The 15,417-nt window shown below is 67.5% G+C and carries 14 protein-coding genes; 12 read left to right on the top strand and 2 right to left on the bottom strand.

Features of this window, described 5'->3' with window-relative positions; translation table 11 throughout:
• The first annotated feature begins 243 nt into the window (after positions 1 to 243).
• The 5 genes from eat (at position 244) to HMPREF3014_RS18455 (ending at position 5,544) form a co-directional block, all read left to right on the top strand.
• Positions 244 to 1,692, top strand: a complete 1,449-nt coding sequence (eat, locus tag HMPREF3014_RS18475; RefSeq protein ID WP_003093230.1) for an ethanolamine permease — start codon at positions 244 to 246, stop codon at positions 1,690 to 1,692.
• A gap of 58 nt (positions 1,693 to 1,750) precedes the next feature.
• Entirely contained in the window at positions 1,751 to 3,145 is a 1,395-nt protein-coding gene (locus tag HMPREF3014_RS18470) for an ethanolamine ammonia-lyase subunit EutB (RefSeq protein ID WP_003093232.1), read from the top strand.
• Positions 3,146 to 3,155: 10 nt separating this feature from the next.
• The gene (eutC, locus tag HMPREF3014_RS18465; RefSeq protein ID WP_003114907.1) at positions 3,156 to 3,977 is read left to right on the top strand and encodes an ethanolamine ammonia-lyase subunit EutC; all 822 of its coding nucleotides are present in this window, start codon (positions 3,156 to 3,158) and stop codon (positions 3,975 to 3,977) included.
• A gap of 162 nt (positions 3,978 to 4,139) precedes the next feature.
• Complete coding sequence (locus tag HMPREF3014_RS18460) at positions 4,140 to 4,601, top strand: GNAT family N-acetyltransferase (RefSeq protein ID WP_003093235.1); 462 nt, start codon at positions 4,140 to 4,142, stop codon at positions 4,599 to 4,601.
• Positions 4,602 to 4,650: 49 nt separating this feature from the next.
• The gene (locus HMPREF3014_RS18455; protein ID WP_003102782.1) at positions 4,651 to 5,544 is read left to right on the top strand and encodes a substrate-binding periplasmic protein; all 894 of its coding nucleotides are present in this window, start codon (positions 4,651 to 4,653) and stop codon (positions 5,542 to 5,544) included.
• Here the strand turns inward: HMPREF3014_RS18455 and HMPREF3014_RS18450 are convergent.
• Positions 5,437 to 7,020, bottom strand: a complete 1,584-nt coding sequence (locus HMPREF3014_RS18450) for a protein kinase family protein (RefSeq protein ID WP_023086997.1) — start codon at positions 7,018 to 7,020, stop codon at positions 5,437 to 5,439. The two genes, HMPREF3014_RS18455 and HMPREF3014_RS18450, sit on opposite strands and share 108 nt — an antisense overlap.
• Positions 7,021 to 7,213: 193 nt before the next feature.
• Between HMPREF3014_RS18450 and HMPREF3014_RS18445 the strand changes: the two genes are divergently transcribed.
• From HMPREF3014_RS18445 to ppa, 3 genes are all read left to right on the top strand, one after another.
• Positions 7,214 to 7,879 carry a DedA family protein gene (locus tag HMPREF3014_RS18445; RefSeq protein WP_003093241.1) on the top strand — a complete coding sequence of 222 codons (666 nt, stop codon included), beginning with the start codon at positions 7,214 to 7,216 and terminating at the stop codon, positions 7,877 to 7,879.
• Positions 7,880 to 7,881: 2 nt separating this feature from the next.
• Positions 7,882 to 8,712, top strand: a complete 831-nt coding sequence (locus HMPREF3014_RS18440) for a M90 family metallopeptidase (RefSeq protein WP_003093244.1) — start codon at positions 7,882 to 7,884, stop codon at positions 8,710 to 8,712.
• A 79-nt stretch (positions 8,713 to 8,791) separates the two neighbouring features.
• A complete protein-coding gene (gene ppa / locus HMPREF3014_RS18435; protein ID WP_003093248.1) occupies positions 8,792 to 9,319 on the top strand; it encodes an inorganic diphosphatase in 528 nt (175 codons plus the stop codon).
• Positions 9,320 to 9,410: 91 nt separating this feature from the next.
• Here the strand turns inward: ppa and HMPREF3014_RS18430 are convergent, their stop codons facing one another.
• The gene (locus HMPREF3014_RS18430) at positions 9,411 to 10,127 is read right to left on the bottom strand and encodes a response regulator transcription factor (RefSeq protein ID WP_003093250.1); all 717 of its coding nucleotides are present in this window, start codon (positions 10,125 to 10,127) and stop codon (positions 9,411 to 9,413) included.
• A gap of 194 nt (positions 10,128 to 10,321) precedes the next feature.
• Between HMPREF3014_RS18430 and mucE the strand changes: the two genes are divergently transcribed.
• The 4 genes from mucE (at position 10,322) to HMPREF3014_RS18410 (ending at position 15,119) form a co-directional block, all read left to right on the top strand.
• Positions 10,322 to 10,591, top strand: coding sequence for a mucoid induction factor MucE (gene mucE, locus HMPREF3014_RS18425; protein WP_003093256.1), 270 nt, complete (start codon positions 10,322 to 10,324; stop codon positions 10,589 to 10,591).
• Positions 10,592 to 10,937: 346 nt separating this feature from the next.
• Positions 10,938 to 11,627: an aquaporin Z gene (gene aqpZ, locus HMPREF3014_RS18420; RefSeq protein WP_003102790.1), complete on the top strand. Its 690-nt coding sequence runs from the start codon at positions 10,938 to 10,940 to the stop codon at positions 11,625 to 11,627.
• A gap of 165 nt (positions 11,628 to 11,792) precedes the next feature.
• On the top strand, positions 11,793 to 12,794 hold the full coding sequence (locus HMPREF3014_RS18415) for a FecR family protein (RefSeq protein ID WP_003110517.1): 1,002 nt from the start codon (positions 11,793 to 11,795) through the stop codon (positions 12,792 to 12,794).
• Positions 12,795 to 12,812: 18 nt separating this feature from the next.
• A complete protein-coding gene (locus HMPREF3014_RS18410; protein ID WP_023086996.1) occupies positions 12,813 to 15,119 on the top strand; it encodes a CHASE2 domain-containing protein in 2,307 nt (768 codons plus the stop codon).
• The last annotated feature ends 298 nt before the right edge of the window (positions 15,120 to 15,417 follow it).

Genomic DNA, 15,417 nt, shown 5'->3' with positions numbered 1-15,417 from the left:
GAGCTACGACATCAACCCGCTGGGCTTCTTCTAGTAGGACCCCGGACCGGCCGCGACCGCTCTTTCCCGGAGCGGTCGCGCCGGCTCGTGAAACACGCCGCCGAGGCTGACGGCGGCGCCCCTTCCACCTCCTCGCCAGGCCGATTGCAGAGCGGCTGGCATAGCTATTGCCTGCGTTCACCACGTACAGCACACCACCGGGAAAACCGGGGTCGATAACAACAAGATTGAGGTGAAAAACCCATGTCCCTCGAACAAACCGGCCATGCGCCCGCAACTTCCGGGGTCGACTTCGAAAGCGTCGACGCCGACTACTTCCAACACCGTCAACTGAAGAAAGGCGCCGCCGGCTGGGTCCTGCTGGTCGGGCTCGGCGTCGCCTACGTGATCTCCGGCGACTACGCCGGCTGGAACTTCGGCCTGGCCCAGGGCGGCTGGGGCGGGATGTTCCTCGCCACCCTGCTGATGGCCACCATGTACCTGTGCATGTGCTTCTCGCTCGCCGAGCTGTCTTCGATGATCCCTACCGCCGGCGGCGGCTACGGCTTCGCCCGCAGCGCCTTCGGGCCCTGGGGCGGCTTCCTCACCGGCACCGCGATCCTCATCGAATACGCCATCGCCCCGGCGGCCATCGCCTGCTTCATCGGCGCCTACTGCGAGTCGCTGTTCGGCGTCGGCGGCTGGCTGATCTACCTGGTGTTCTACATCGTATTCATCGGCATCCACATCCTCGGCGCCGGCGAGGCGCTGAAGCTGATGTTCGTCATCACCGCGGTGGCGGCCATCGCCCTCGGCGTGTTCATTGTCGCGATGGTTCCGCACTTCGACTCGGCCAACCTGTTCAACATCCCGCAGACCGCGGCGACCGGCGCCAGCAGCTTCCTGCCGTTCGGCTATGTCGGGGTCTGGGCGGCGATCCCCTACGCGATCTGGTTCTTCCTCGCCGTCGAAGGCGTGCCGCTGGCCGCCGAGGAAACCAAGAACCCCAAGCGCGACCTGCCGCGCGGACTGATCGGCGCCATGTTGGTGCTTCTCGCCTTCGCCGCACTGATTCTGGTCGTCGGTCCCGGGGCCGCCGGAGCCAAGGAGCTGATGGGCTCGGGCAATCCCCTGGTGGAAGCGCTGGAGTCGGCCTACAAGGGTTCGACCTGGATGAGCCAGTTCGTCAACCTGGTCGGCCTGGCCGGGCTGATCGCCAGCTTCTTCTCGATCATCTATGCCTACTCGCGGCAGATCTTCGCCCTCTCCCGCGCCGGCTACCTGCCGCGCAGCCTCTCGCTGACCAACCGCAAGAAGGCGCCGGTACTGGCCCTGGTGGTGCCGGGGGTGATCGGCTTCGGCCTGTCGCTGACCGGCCAGGGCGACCTGCTGATCCTGGTCGCGGTGTTCGGCGCGACCATCTCCTACGTGCTGATGATGGCCGCGCACATCACCCTGCGCATCCGCCGCCCGGACATGCAGCGCCCCTACCGCACCCCTGGCGGCATCCTCACCTCCGGCGTAGCCCTGGCGCTGGCCTGCGTCGCGGTGGTCGCCGGCTTCCTGGTCGACCCGCGGGTCGTGGTCGGCGCGGTGGCGATCTACGCTGTACTGATCGGCTACTTCGCCCTGTACAGTCGGCATCACCTGGTGTCCGGCACCCCGGAAGAAGAGTTCGCCGCGATCCAGGCGGCGGAACAGGACCTGCGCTGAGAGCGACAACGACAAAGCCCGGCCCGCCGCATGGCGAGGCCGGGCACTGGAGACACACATGGCACGTTTCACCCATAGCGTCGGCGGCGAGACCTACCGCTTCGACAGCCTCAAGGACGTGATGGCCAAGGCCAGCCCCGCGCGCTCCGGCGATTTCCTCGCCGGCGTCGCGGCGAGCAACGACGGCGAGCGGGTCGCCGCGCAGATGGCCCTGGCCGACATCCCGCTCAAACACTTCCTCGACGAGGCGCTGATTCCCTACGAGGACGACGAGGTCACCCGCCTGATCATCGACACCCACCAGCGCGACGCCTTCGCCCCGGTGTCCCATCTCACCGTCGGCGGCTTCCGCGACTGGCTGCTCGGCGACGCCGCCGACGAGGCCAGCCTGCGCGCCCTGGCTCCGGGCCTGACGCCGGAAATGGCAGCGGCGGTATCGAAGATCATGCGTGTCCAGGACCTGGTCCTGGTGGCGCAGAAGATCCGCGTGGTCACCCGCTTCCGCAACACCCTCGGCCTTCGCGGCCGGCTCTCCACCCGCCTGCAACCGAACCACCCGACCGACGACCCGGCCGGAATCGCCGCGAGCATCCTCGACGGCCTGCTGTTCGGCAATGGCGACGCGATGCTCGGGATCAATCCTGCCACCGACAGCATGGCCTCGATCTGCGCCCTGCTGGAGATGCTCGACGCGATCATCCAGCGCTACGAGATTCCCACCCAGGCCTGCGTGCTGACCCACGTCACCAGCTCCATCGAGGCGATCAACCGCGGCGTGCCGCTGGACCTGGTGTTCCAGTCGATCGCCGGCACCGAGGCGGCCAATGCCAGCTTCGGCATCAGCCTGAAGATCCTCCAGGAAGGCTACGAGGCCGGGCTCAGCCAGAAGCGCGGCACCCTAGGCAACAACCTGATGTACTTCGAGACCGGCCAGGGCAGCGCGCTCTCGGCCAACGCCCACCACGGCGTCGACCAGCAGACCTGCGAGACCCGCGCCTATGCGGTGGCTCGTCACTTCAAGCCGTTCCTGGTGAACACCGTGGTCGGCTTCATCGGTCCCGAGTACCTGTACAACGGCAAGCAGATCATCCGCGCCGGCCTGGAAGACCACTTCTGCGGCAAGCTGCTCGGCGTGCCGATGGGTTGCGACATCTGCTACACCAACCATGCCGAGGCCGACCAGGACGACATGGACATGCTCCTGACCCTGCTGGGCGTCGCCGGGATCAACTTCATCATGGGCATTCCCGGCTCCGACGACGTGATGCTCAACTACCAGACCACCTCCTTCCACGACGCCCTCTATGCGCGCCAGACGCTGGGCCTGAAGCCGGCGCCGGAATTCGAGGACTGGTTGCAGCGGATGGGAATCTTCACCCAGGCCGACGGGCGCATCCGCTTCGGTGACGAGTTACCGCCGGCGTTCCGCCAGGCCCTGGCGCAACTGGCCTGAGGAGATGCCGATGAACGACAAGCACCTGCCCGACGCCAGCGCCGAGAACCCCTGGCTGCCGCTGCGCCAGCTGACCCCCGCGCGGATCGCCCTGGGCCGCACCGGCACCAGCCTGCCGACCCGCCCGCAACTGGACTTCCAGTACGCCCACGCCCAGGCGCGCGACGCCGTGCACCTGCCCTTCGACCATGCGGCCATCAGCGACGGCCTGCGCCAGCGCGGCCGCGACAGCCTGCTGCTGCACAGCGCCGCCGCCGACCGCCACGTCTACCTGCAACGCCCGGACCTCGGCCGGCGCCTCGACGAGGCCTCGGTGCAACGCCTGCGCGAACACGCCGCCGGCTACGACGGGCAGATCGACCTGGCCATCGTGGTCGCCGACGGCCTCTCCGCGCTGGCCGTGCAGCGTCACACCCTGCCCTTCCTCGAACGCCTGGAGGAACAGGCGCTGGCCGAAGGCTGGTCGCTGTCGCCGGTGGTCCTGGTGGAACAGGGACGGGTGGCGGTGGCCGACGAGATCGGTGAATTGCTGCGGGCGAAGATGAGCGTGATCCTGATCGGCGAGCGTCCCGGCCTCAGCTCGCCGGACAGCCTCGGCCTGTACTTCACCTGGGCCCCGCGGGTCGGCCTCACCGACGCCTATCGCAACTGCATCTCCAACGTCCGCCTGGAAGGCCTCAGCTACGGCATGGCCGCGCACCGCCTGCTCTACCTGATGCGCGAGGCCTGCCGGCGGCAGCTTTCCGGGGTCAACCTGAAGGACGAGGCGGAGGTCCAGGCGCTGGACGGCGAGGCTCCGCGCACCGGCAACTTCCTCCTGGCGAGGGACTGAGCCTCCCGGCCGAAGGATGGGCCGGCGCGCGACGCCCCTCCTTCGACCGATTCAAACGTTCGCTTGGATTGCGCTTTCCAGGGAGATTGGGCAGCATCGAAGCGTTGCTGGCATGCAGCCTGCATCGTCCCGGCAGCCCCTTCCCGCAATGCGAGGCCCGTCATGCGAATCGTGCAAGCCACCCTCGAACACCTCGACCTGCTGGCGCCGCTGTTCGTCAAGTACCGCGAATTCTACGGCATGCTCTCCTACCCCGAGTCCTCGCGGAAATTCCTCGAGAAACGCCTGCGCCGCAAGGAATCGGTGATCTACCTGGCGCTGGCCGACGAAGAAGACCGCCTGCTCGGTTTCTGCCAGCTCTATCCGAGCTTCTCCTCGCTGTCGCTCAAGCGCGTCTGGATCCTCAACGACATCTACGTCGCCGAGGAGGCACGCCGGCAACTGGTCGCCGACCACCTGCTGCAACACGCCAAGCAGATGGCCCGGGAAACCCATGCGGTGCGCATGCGTGTCTCCACCAGCGTCGACAACGAGGTAGCGCAGAAAGTCTACGAGTCGATCGGCTTCCGCGAAGACCAGGAGTTCAAGAACTACACCCTGCCGATCAGCGACGAACTAAGCTGAAGACAAAGGCACGGCACCTCCCAACCGATCGCTCAGAGCAGAGGCATCCATGGGTTCGCGCACCTGGCACTGGCCCGGCGTCCTGCTCGGCCTGCTCCTCGCCACGGCCGGCGCGCAGGCCGACACCCTGCGCGTGGCGACCCTCGACTGGGCGCCCTACGTCGGCCCCGACCTGCCGGGCAAGGGCCTCGCCAGCCGCATCCTCGACGAAGCCCTGGCCCTCGACGGGCACCGCGCCGAACTGGTGTTCCTGCCCTGGCAACGTGCCCTGAAAGAAGCCGCCGAGGGGCGCTTCGACGCTCTCATGCCGGCCTACCTGTCGCCCGAGCGGCGCGAACTGTTCCACGCCACCATCCCCCTGCTCGACTCGCAACTGGGCTTCTTCCGCCAGCGCGAGCGCCTGCTGCCGGTCAATCCCGCGCATCTGGAAAGCCTGCGTCCGTACCGCATCGGCGTGGTCCGCGGCTACGTCAACCGGGAGGATTTCGACGCCGACCGCAGCCTGACCAAGGACGCGGTGACCAACGACTGGCAGAACCTCGAGAAGCTCCTGCGCGGGCGTATCGACCTGGCCGTGGTCGATCGCTACACCGGCTACCACCTGCTGGCGCGCAACGTGCCGGCGCTGAAGGATCGCCTGGTGTTCATCGAACCGCCGCTGGAGGTCAAGCCGCTCTATGTACTGGTGCCGAAAAGACACGCCCGCGGCGCCGCCCTTGCCGCCAGCCTCGACCGCAACCTGCGCCTGATGCGTCGCAGCGGCCGGCTGGAACAACTGATCGCCGAAGCACACCTCGAACGCAGCGGGCAGACCCGCACGCTGGCCGTCGATCCGTTAACCGGCCAGGCCGACCAGCAGCGCAGCCCCGGCCAGGAGCAGGACCAGGGCCAGCACGCCCCGTTGCAACCGGCGTGGCGCGAAGACCCGCTGGGGATGCGCTAGCGGCTTCTGCAAGGCCAGCCAGAATTCCGACAACGCTTCGAAGCGCGCCTCCGGACGCGGCGCCAGGGCCCGCGCCAATACCCCATCCCAGCCGACCGGCAGGTCCGCCTGACGCTCGCCCAGGGGCTCGTAGCGGCATCCGCCGTCGCTCTCCGGGCAGGCGATCGACGGCCAGCGACCACAGAGCAGCCAATAGAACAGCGCCGCCAGGGCGAACTGGTCGGCCCGGCCATCGAGCGCCTCGCCGCGACGCAACTCCGGCGCCAGCGGCACGCTGTCCGCAGGCAGCGCCTGGCGCGCCACCCCCGGCAGGATCGCCGCCGCCTCGGGGAGGAACAGCAGGCGCCCGCCCTCGTCCAGCAGGATCTGCCGCGGCGCCAGCCACAAGCCCTGTACGCCGCGCCGCTGCAAGGCGCGAACCGCATCGATAAGTTGCTCCAGGAGGACCAGCGCGCATTGCGGTTCCAGCGGCAGGTGCGCTGGCGCCCAATCCAGCAGGCTGCGCATCGGCCAGCGCGGCGGAGCGAACAACTGGAAGGCATGACGACGCAACCGGGGCGACGACAATACTCGCGGCAGGCTCTCCGCACGGCAGCGCCGCAATGCCCATTCGCGCTGCCAGAACGCTTCGTCGGCATCGACCGCCGCGAGCAGCAGCAACGCCTCGCGTCCTTGCTCGTCGCAGGCGCGGAATAGCCGCCCGGGCGGGCCGAACGCGCAAGCTGCCTGCAAGGTCCAGCCATCCACGCAGTCGCCGGGGCACGCCGCGCCCAGCGCTGGCCAGCCGGTATGCCGTGGCGCCGCCGGGGCGCGCTCGAGCGCCCCCGGCAAGACCAGCGCCACCGCCCCCGGCGCATGCAGCAACGGCTGCAGCACGCCCTCCAGGCGCCCCGTGGTCAGCCCGGCACAACGTTCTCCGAGGGCGCGCAGGTCGGCCACTTCGAGCAACGGCTGGGGCGCCAGCACCAAGGGCTCGCCGGCCACCTGGGTCAGGTTGTGCTGGACCAGCGCCAGCTCCGCGCTGCTACCCAGCGGCTGGCCGCTCCCTCCCAGGCGCTGCAGGCTGCCCTGGCGATAACGCAGCAGGCCGACGGCGCCGCACTGGAGAAAGTGCACGCCTCCGGCATGGACCAGCAGCAACCCCACCGCCAGCTCGAGCACGCCCGGCTCGCCTTCGCGGCGCCGGCGATAGAGCTGCATGTTCAGCGAAGCCAGGACCTGCCGCGCCGCCTGCGCTTCCGGCCAACCCTCGGGGGTACAGGCGTAGTCGGCGAACAGGGCGTCGAGATGGCCTTCGATGGCCTGCACCACGTTGGCGCAACCGCGTCCCCAGAGCAGCGCCAGGAGAAACGCCGGAGCCCGTCCGGGGCGAGGCGCGAGCCATTCGGCGCGAACCCGCGCGGCCTGCCCCGGGAGGTCGCGCCCGGCGCCCAGGGCGAGACTGAGCGGTGGCTGGGCAAAAGGCTGGAGTGTCATCGCACGCCCTTCCCTGCTAGAAATTTCTCCTGTTCTTGCAGACTTTATGCCGACCAATTTCGGAAAAATTACCGAAACATCCTGCAATCAGTGGTTTTGCCGGGATCGCGACAAACAGCCCCCCACCCATCCGGACGCCCCCCTATAATGGCGGCCCTCTGCCGCTCAACGCGTTGTCTCCGCAGGTTGCTCAATGGACTTCAACCCAATCGATCTGATTCTCCACCTGGATACCTACCTGGCCATGCTGGTCAGCAACTATGGCGTCTGGATCTACGCCATCCTGTTCCTGGTGATCTTCTGTGAAACCGGCCTGGTGGTGACTCCGTTCCTCCCCGGCGACTCGCTGCTGTTCATCGCCGGCGCCATCTGCGCCACCGGCGGCATGGACCCATGGCTGCTCGGCGGGCTGCTGATGGTCGCGGCGATCACCGGCGACAGCACCAACTACGTGATCGGCCGGACCCTCGGCAAGCGGCTGTTCAGCAACCCCGACTCGAAGGTATTCCGCCGCGACTACCTCGACCGCACCCATGAGTTCTACGAACGCCACGGCGGCAAGACCGTGACCCTGGCGCGCTTCCTGCCCATCGTGCGGACCTTCGCGCCCTTCGTCGCCGGCATGGCGAAGATGCACTACCCGCGCTTCGTCATGTTCAGCGTGGTCGGCACCGTGGCCTGGGTCGGCGGCCTGGTGACCCTGGGCTACTTCTTCGGCAACGTGCCGTTCATCAAGAAGAACCTGTCGCTGCTGGTGATCGGCATCATCCTGCTGTCGCTGCTGCCGATGATCCTCGGCTTCATTCGCCATCGCCTGCAGGCGAGCGCCGCCAAACAGGCCAAGGCCCAGAGCGACTGAGCATGTGGTCGTTCCGCGCCTGGCGACGCCGGCGCCTGCTGGCACGCCACCCGGTGGCCGAAGAGCTCTGGCAGCGGGTACGCCGGCACCTGCCGATCCTCGACGGTCTGGACGCCGACGAGGACCGCCGCCTGCGCGAGCGGGCCGTGCTGTTTCTCGCCGACAAGCACCTGACCGCACTCGCCGGCGTCGATCTCGACGACTTCGGCCGCCTGCTGCTGGCGGCGCAGGCGCAACTGCCGCTGTTGCACCTGCCGGAGCTGAACTGGTACCAGGGCTTCCACGAACTGGTGCTGTATCCCGACGATTTCGTCAGCCCGCAGAAACACCGCGACGCCAGCGGCGTAGTCCATGAGTTCGACGACGAACGCAGCGGCGAGACGTCCCTGCAAGGGCCGGTGGTCCTGGCCTGGCCCGGCGTCGTCGGCGGGGGTGGCTGGGATGCCTACAACCTGGTGATCCACGAACTGGCGCACAAGCTGGACATGCTCAACGGCGACGCCAACGGCCTGCCGCCGCTGCACGCCGGCATGCGCATCGGCGACTGGGCGAGCGCCATGCAGGCCGCCTACGACGAGATGAACGCCCTGCTCGACCGCGACCCCGACGCGCAGACCGCCATCGACCCCTATGCGGCGGAAGATCCGGCGGAGTTCTTCGCCGTTACCAGCGAGTATTTCTTCACCGCCCCGGATCTCCTCCACGAGGCCTATCCGGCGGTATACCGGCAGCTCCAGTTGTTCTACCGCCAGGACCCGCTGCAACGCCTGCGCCGCCTGCAGGCCGAGCATCCGGACTACCGCGAGGCGGCGGGCGACACGACTAACGGCTGAATGCCGGTACATGGCATCGACAACCGAATATGCCTATAATCGCGGCCTCTTTTTTGGCCAGAAACCTCTGGAGTCACCCATGAGCTACAGCAAGATCCCGGCCGGCAAGGACCTGCCGAACGACATCTACGTCGCTATCGAGATTCCGGCCAACCATGCGCCGATCAAGTACGAGATCGACAAGGACACCGACTGCCTGTTCGTCGACCGTTTCATGGCCACCCCGATGTTCTACCCGGCCAACTACGGCTTCATCCCGAACACTCTGGCCGACGACGGCGACCCGCTGGACGTGCTGGTGGTGACCCCCTATCCGGTCGCTCCCGGTTCGGTGATCCGCGCGCGCCCGGTTGGCGTCCTGCACATGACCGACGAGGCAGGCGGCGACGCCAAGCTGATCGCCGTGCCGCACGACAAGCTGAGCGTCCTGTACAAGGACGTGAAGGAATACACCGACCTGCCGGCCCTGCTGCTGGAACAGATCAAGCACTTCTTCGAGAACTACAAGGATCTCGAGAAAGGCAAGTGGGTCAAGGTCGAAGGCTGGGGCAACGCCGACGCCGCCCGCGCCGAGATCACCAAGGCCGTGGCCGCGTTCCAGAAGTAAGCGCGCCTCGCCGAAAAGAAGCCCCGCAGCCGCGGGGCTTTTTCATTCTCCCTCGCCGACCTCCAAGGTCGGTCTCGCCACCCCGCTCCGCTCAGTCGACCGTCGCCACGCTCTCCAACCGATATCCGTAGCCGTAGATGGTCAGCAACTGCCAACCGCGCTCGGCGGTCAGGCCAAGCTTGTTGCGCAGGCGATAGATGTGGGTATCCAGCGGCCGCGAGGACAACACTTCCTCGTGGGGCCAGAAGCGCTCGTAGAGATATTCCCGCGACAACGGCCGTCCCAGGTTGGCGAAGAGGCAGCGGGCCAGGCGGTATTCGCGTTCGGTCAGGCTGATCGGCGCGCCGGCCCGGGTCACGGTCAGCTCGGCATCGTCGAAACTGAGGTCGTTGAAAGTCTGCACCTCATGCTGCGCGGGACGCGTTCCCCCGTGGCGACGCAGCACGGCGGCTACCCGCGCCTTCAGTTCGTTGGGCCGGAACGGCTTGCTGACATAGTCGTCGGCGCCGCTGTTCAACGCCTGCACGATGTCCTGTTCGGCGTCACGGCTGGTCAGCATGATCGCCGGCGGCGGCGCATCCAGATGCTCGCGGCTCCAGCGCAGCAATTGCAGGCCGCTGAGGTCCGGCAACTGCCAGTCGAGGATCAGCAGGTCGAAGGTTTCCCGCTTGAGCTGCTTGAGCAGGTCCTCGCCACGGGCGAAACGGTGCACCGTCCAGGCCTGTTCGCCCTGCGCGGGTATCTGCTGCAAGGTCTGCTCGACCCGGTCCAGTTCGGCCGACTCGTCGTCCAGTATCGCGACACGCATAAAAGCTGGTCCTGTTCAATCGGGCTAACGCCCCTTTTTCGCTCCAGGAACGGCGAATTACGTACAAATCTGAAGAATTGTGACGAATCTCTCTGGTCGCGACCAGCCCTTGATAGCCTGATTCCAAATAGCCATTAAGCGGGACGAAGAGCCCGCGAGCCAGCGCCAGCCTGACCTATCAAGGAGTCGTAGCCATGGGTTTCCGGCCAGTTAGCCAACGTTTGCGTGACATCAACCTGCAGGCCCTCGGCAAGTTTTCCTGCCTTGCCCTGGTCCTCGGCCTGGAATCGGTAAGCCATCCGGCCGGCCCGGTCCAGGCCCCGTCGTTCAGCCAGGGCACCGCCAGCCCGTCCTTCGCTACTCCGCTCGGCCTCGACGGCCCGGCCCGCGCCAGGGCCGAGATGTGGAACGTCGGCCTGTCCGGCGCCGTCAGCGTGCGTGACGAGTTGCGCTGGGTGTTTTGAACGCGACGAATCTGAAATAGCGCGGAAGAATCTGAAGAAATATGGCAAATCTCACAGCAGACAAATCGCGCTTGGTAGATTTCCAACCGCTGAGTAGGCCAAGGAGCAAATGGATTGCTCCGACACAGGGATGTGTAAACCCGCTCCGGCGGGCCGTGGAACGAGACCACTCGAACCACAGTCAGGGGTCGGTAACGGACGATCGCCCCAGGCAACCGAGCCAATCCCCCCAGGGCTGGCTTCGACACACGGATGTGTCATCTCCCCTTCCTTGTTCGAATCATCCCCTCCCGCTATCCGGACGCCTCGATCCGCGTCCCATCCTGGATCTGAAAAGGACCTCATCATGAAGCAATACGGAGCAGAGTTCTTCGGCACCTTCTGGCTGGTATTGGGCGGCTGCGGCAGCGCAGTACTCGCTGCCGGCGTACCGGAACTGGGAATCGGCTACCTCGGCGTGGCCCTGGCGTTCGGCCTCAGCGTGCTGACCATGGCCTATGCCATCGGCCCGATCTCCGGCGCCCACCTGAACCCCGCGGTATCGGTAGGCCTGTGGGTCGGCGGGCGCTTCCCGGCCAGCCAACTGCTGCCCTATGTCGTCGCCCAGGTCCTCGGTGGCCTCGCCGCCGGCGGCGTGCTGTACCTGATCGCCAGCGGCAAGGCCGGCTTCGACCTGGCCGCCGGCTTCGCCTCCAACGGCTACGGCGAACACTCGCCGGGCGGCTACTCGTTGCAAGCCGCGCTGGTCAGCGAAGTGGTACTTACCGGCATGTTCCTGCTGATCATCCTCGGCGCCACCTCCAAGCGCGCGCCGCAGGGCTTCGCGCCGATCGCCATCGGCCTGACCCTGACCCTGATCCACCTGATCAGCATCCCGGTCACCAACACCTCGGTGAACCCGGCGCGCAGCACCGCGGTCGCCCTGTACGTCGGCGACTGGGCGGTTTCCCAGCTGTGGCTGTTCTGGGTCGCGCCGATTCTCGGTGCGGTACTCGGCGCCCTGGCCTATCGCCTGATCGGCGACAAGAACGACTGAACCGAAGCGCCTGGCCCAACCGCCAGGCGCTGCGGCCGAGGAAACGACAAGGGAGCCTGCGGGCTCCCGATGTCGTTGCAAGGATTGCGAAACCGGCGCCCGATCAGGCAGATTGCAGCCTGACCGGACCGCCAGCGATACCTGACCCGCCGCCCAGTGAAGCCTATGACAGCCCTCGCCCTTACTTCCCGATCCCTCTTTCCGGCTTGCGCCGCCCTGGCGCTGGGCGGACTGTTGACGCTGCTCGCCGGCTCCGTCGCGGCCGCGCCGGCCAAGACAAAACGGCCGCCGTTCATCGAGCAGGGCGAAACGTGCCTGCCCCAGCCGCTCCCCGCCAGCGTGCTCTATCTCGCCGGCGACGCCTGGAAGCTCGACGCCAAGGGCAACCAGACGCCCCTGGAAGAAGGCATGGACATCGACGAACTGGAAGGCGTCAAGACCTCTCCGACCGCCTTCGTCAGCCTGCTGCTCGGCGACGGCAGCCGCATCGTCCTGCCCTCCAGCTCGGAAGTCACCCTGCACCTCGACGAGGACACCGGCATTCCGCAGATCGCCCTGCGCGCAGGGCAGGTCGAGTCCTATGTCCTGAAGAGAAAGAGCGATCACGACCGCTTCCAGGTGCTGACCCCGGTCGGCGTGCTGGGCGTGCGCGGTACCCACTTCCGCGCCCGCACCGAAGACGGCCAGGCGCTGACCGAAGTGCTCGACGGGCGCGTCGCGGTGAACCGCGAGCTGACCAGCGACGACCTGCCGCTCAACGGCAGGCGCCCGGCCCGCAAGGCGGCGCAGGCCGAGCCGGACGAGGACGTGCTGGTCGACGCCCGCCGCGGCCTGAAGGTCAAGCCGCAGGGCAAGCTGACGCCGGTGGACCTGCTACCCGCCCCGCAATTGCGCGGCCAGGGCGGCGAGCACGGCGAGTCTCCGGTTTGGAAGCTCTATCTTGCCCCGCTGCACGGCGCCAAGCGCTACCGTGCCCAGGTAGCCAGCGATCCGGACTTCCTGCGCATCCAGCAGGAGCGTTTCTCGAGCACCCCGGAAGTCAGTTTCAGCGGACTCAAGGCGGCCTTCTACCACGTCCGTCTCTCGGCCTTCGACAACGACGGCCTGGAGGGCGAGACCAGCGTATACGACATTCTCTACTACCCGCGAGGCGGCAGTGCCCGATAGGGCGCCGGGGCCTCGCCGATGAAGGCGCTCGACCGCCAGGACGAGCCCAGCCAGGCGCAGCGACTGTTCCGCGGCCTGGTGCGCGAATGGCTGCTGGTCAGCCTGCTGCTCCTTCCGCTCACCGCCCTGCTTTCGCTGAGCAGCGGCCTGCCGCTGAACAACCTGCTCTACGACCGCCTGCGCAACCTCGCCCCGCTGGCCGTCGATCCGCGCATCCTCGTCGTCGCCATCGACGACCGTAGCCTGGAAAGCCTCGGTCGCTGGCCCTGGCCGCGCAGCGTCCACGCCGAGCTGCTGGATCGCCTGGCCGCCGCCGGCGCACGCAGCGTACTGCTCGACGTGATCTTCAGCGAACCCTCCTCCAATCCGGACAGCGACCGCCAGTTGGCAAGATCGCTGTGCCGGGCCGGCAACGTCCTCCTGCCACTGCTGCGCGAAAGCGTGCCGCGCTACGGCGAACCGCCACGGGAGATACCGCCGACCGCGCCGCTGGCCGGCTGCGCCGCCGGCATCGGGCATATCAACGTCGAAGCGGACAGCGACGGCACGGTGCGCAGCGTCTACCTGCGCGAAGGACCGCTCGGCCAGCCGCGCCCGCTGCTCGCCTGGCAAGCATTCGCCGATGCCGGCGCCATGCCCATGCCCATGCCCGGCCTCGACGACATGCGCAACCTGCCCGGCTGGCAGCGTGACCACGCCATCCGCATTCCCTTCATCGGTGCCGACGCGGGCTTCCCCAGCGTGCCCTACGTCAGCGTGTTGCGCGGCGAGGTGCCAGACAGCCTGCTGCGCGACCGCCTGGTCCTGGTCGGCGCCACCGCGCCGGGCCTCGGCGACCGCTATGTCACCCCGCTGTCGGCCAGCCTCGGCACCACGCCGGGGGTGGAGATCCAGGCCAACATCCTCAACGGCCTGTTGCAGCAGCGCACCGCCGTCGACCTGCAACCCTGGCTCGCCGCCCTGCTCTCCGCCGCCAGCGTAGCGCTGCTGCTCGGCCTGATGCTGTTCCGCTCGCGCCACGCCTTGCTCCTCACCCTGGCCTGCGCGGCCCTGGCCCTGGGTCTTTCCTGGGCGCTGCTGCTCAACGGCTGGTGGTGGTCGCCGCTGGCCAGCCTGGTCGGCCTGCTGCTGGCCTACCTGATCTGGAGCTGGCGCCGGCTGAACGCGGTGCTCGCCTACTTCGGCTGGGAACTGGCGCGCCTCGACCGCGAGCCCAAGGTGCTGCCCGAGCGGGCCAGCCCCCCGCGCGCCGGCAACGATCCATTGCAGAACCGCATCGCCGCCCTGGAGCAGGCGGTCAGCCGCACCCGCGACAGCCGGCGGTTCATGGCCGACGGCCTGGAAGGCCTGCCGGTGGCGACCCTGATCTGCGACCCGAAGGGGCAGATCCTGCTGGCCAACCGCAAGGCACGCGACCTGTTCGGCGGCGAGCTGCGCGGCGCCGAACTGCGCCAGCGCCTGGCCGAACTCGGCCATCCGAGCCTCGCCGGTGGCGCCCGCCCAACGCTGGAAACCCTGGAAGCCATCGAGTTCCGCGACCACCGGGAACGCGACCTGCGCCTCGACCTGGCGCGCCTGCTGCCGGTCGAAAGCGAAACCGCCATCGGCTGGCTGGTGAGCCTGATCGACCTGAGCGCCGAACGCGATGCCGAGCGCCAGCGCGCCACCCTCCTGCGCTTCCTCTCCCATGACCTGCGCGCGCCGCACTCGGCGATCCTCGCCCTGCTCGACGTCCGCCCCGCCGAGGACGAAGCCGGCCAGCAGGTCTACCGACAGATAGAGCAGCAGGTCCGTCGCGCCCTGGGCCTGACCGACGCCTTCGTGCAACTGGCCAAGGCCGAATCCGACGCCTACCGCTTCGAAGCGTGCATGTTCACCATGTTGGCGATGGACGCCGCCGACCAGCTCTGGCCCCTCGCGCAACAGAAAGACATCGACCTGCGGCGCGACTGGGACGACGAGCAGGAACCGATGGTCTGGGCCGACCCCGGCCTGCTCACGCGCGCGCTGTTCAACCTGCTGGAGAATGCGGTCAAGTACAGCCCGGCGGGGACCGTCGTCAGCCTGAGCATCCGCCTCGAAGGCGACTGGCTGAACTGCCGGATCGTCGACCAGGGCAAAGGTATCGCGGCCGCCGAACTACCGCGCCTGTTCAGCCAGTACCAGCGCTTCGCTTCCGCCGAGGGCAGCGCCGGCCTGGGCCTGGGTCTGGCCATGGTCAAGACGGTGATCGACCGGCACGGCGGCAGGATCGGTTGCCAGAGCCAGGTTGGCCAGGGCACCACTTTCGAGATTCGCCTTCCGCTGCTGAAAGGCGAGGAATAACCGCTACTGGCGGAAGTCGGGTCTTCCTCCAACTTGCATTGGTCTCGAAGTTCGGAAGATCCAGGCGGCCGGGCTATTCCGCTTCCCGTCTATCGAAACGGCAACTGCCTTCCCTCGTGAAACTCCGCAGGGGGAATCGACGCGTCCCCAACATAGGCACCAGCGAGCGCGACATGGCCGCGTTCCCACAGCGGAACCAAGGCGCTGCGCCAGCTACAGGGCTGCCCTGGAAGTCTCGATAACTTCCATCTTTTAACGAGAGTTCGTAGGAAGTTTCCCAACAATATAAGTAACTAAT

The sequence above is a fragment of the Pseudomonas sp. HMSC065H01 genome (assembly GCF_001815235.1).
Lineage (GTDB): Bacteria > Pseudomonadota > Gammaproteobacteria > Pseudomonadales > Pseudomonadaceae > Pseudomonas > Pseudomonas aeruginosa.
Note: the sequence above shows the minus strand (reverse complement) of the source record. Positions and strands in the feature narration are given on the sequence as shown.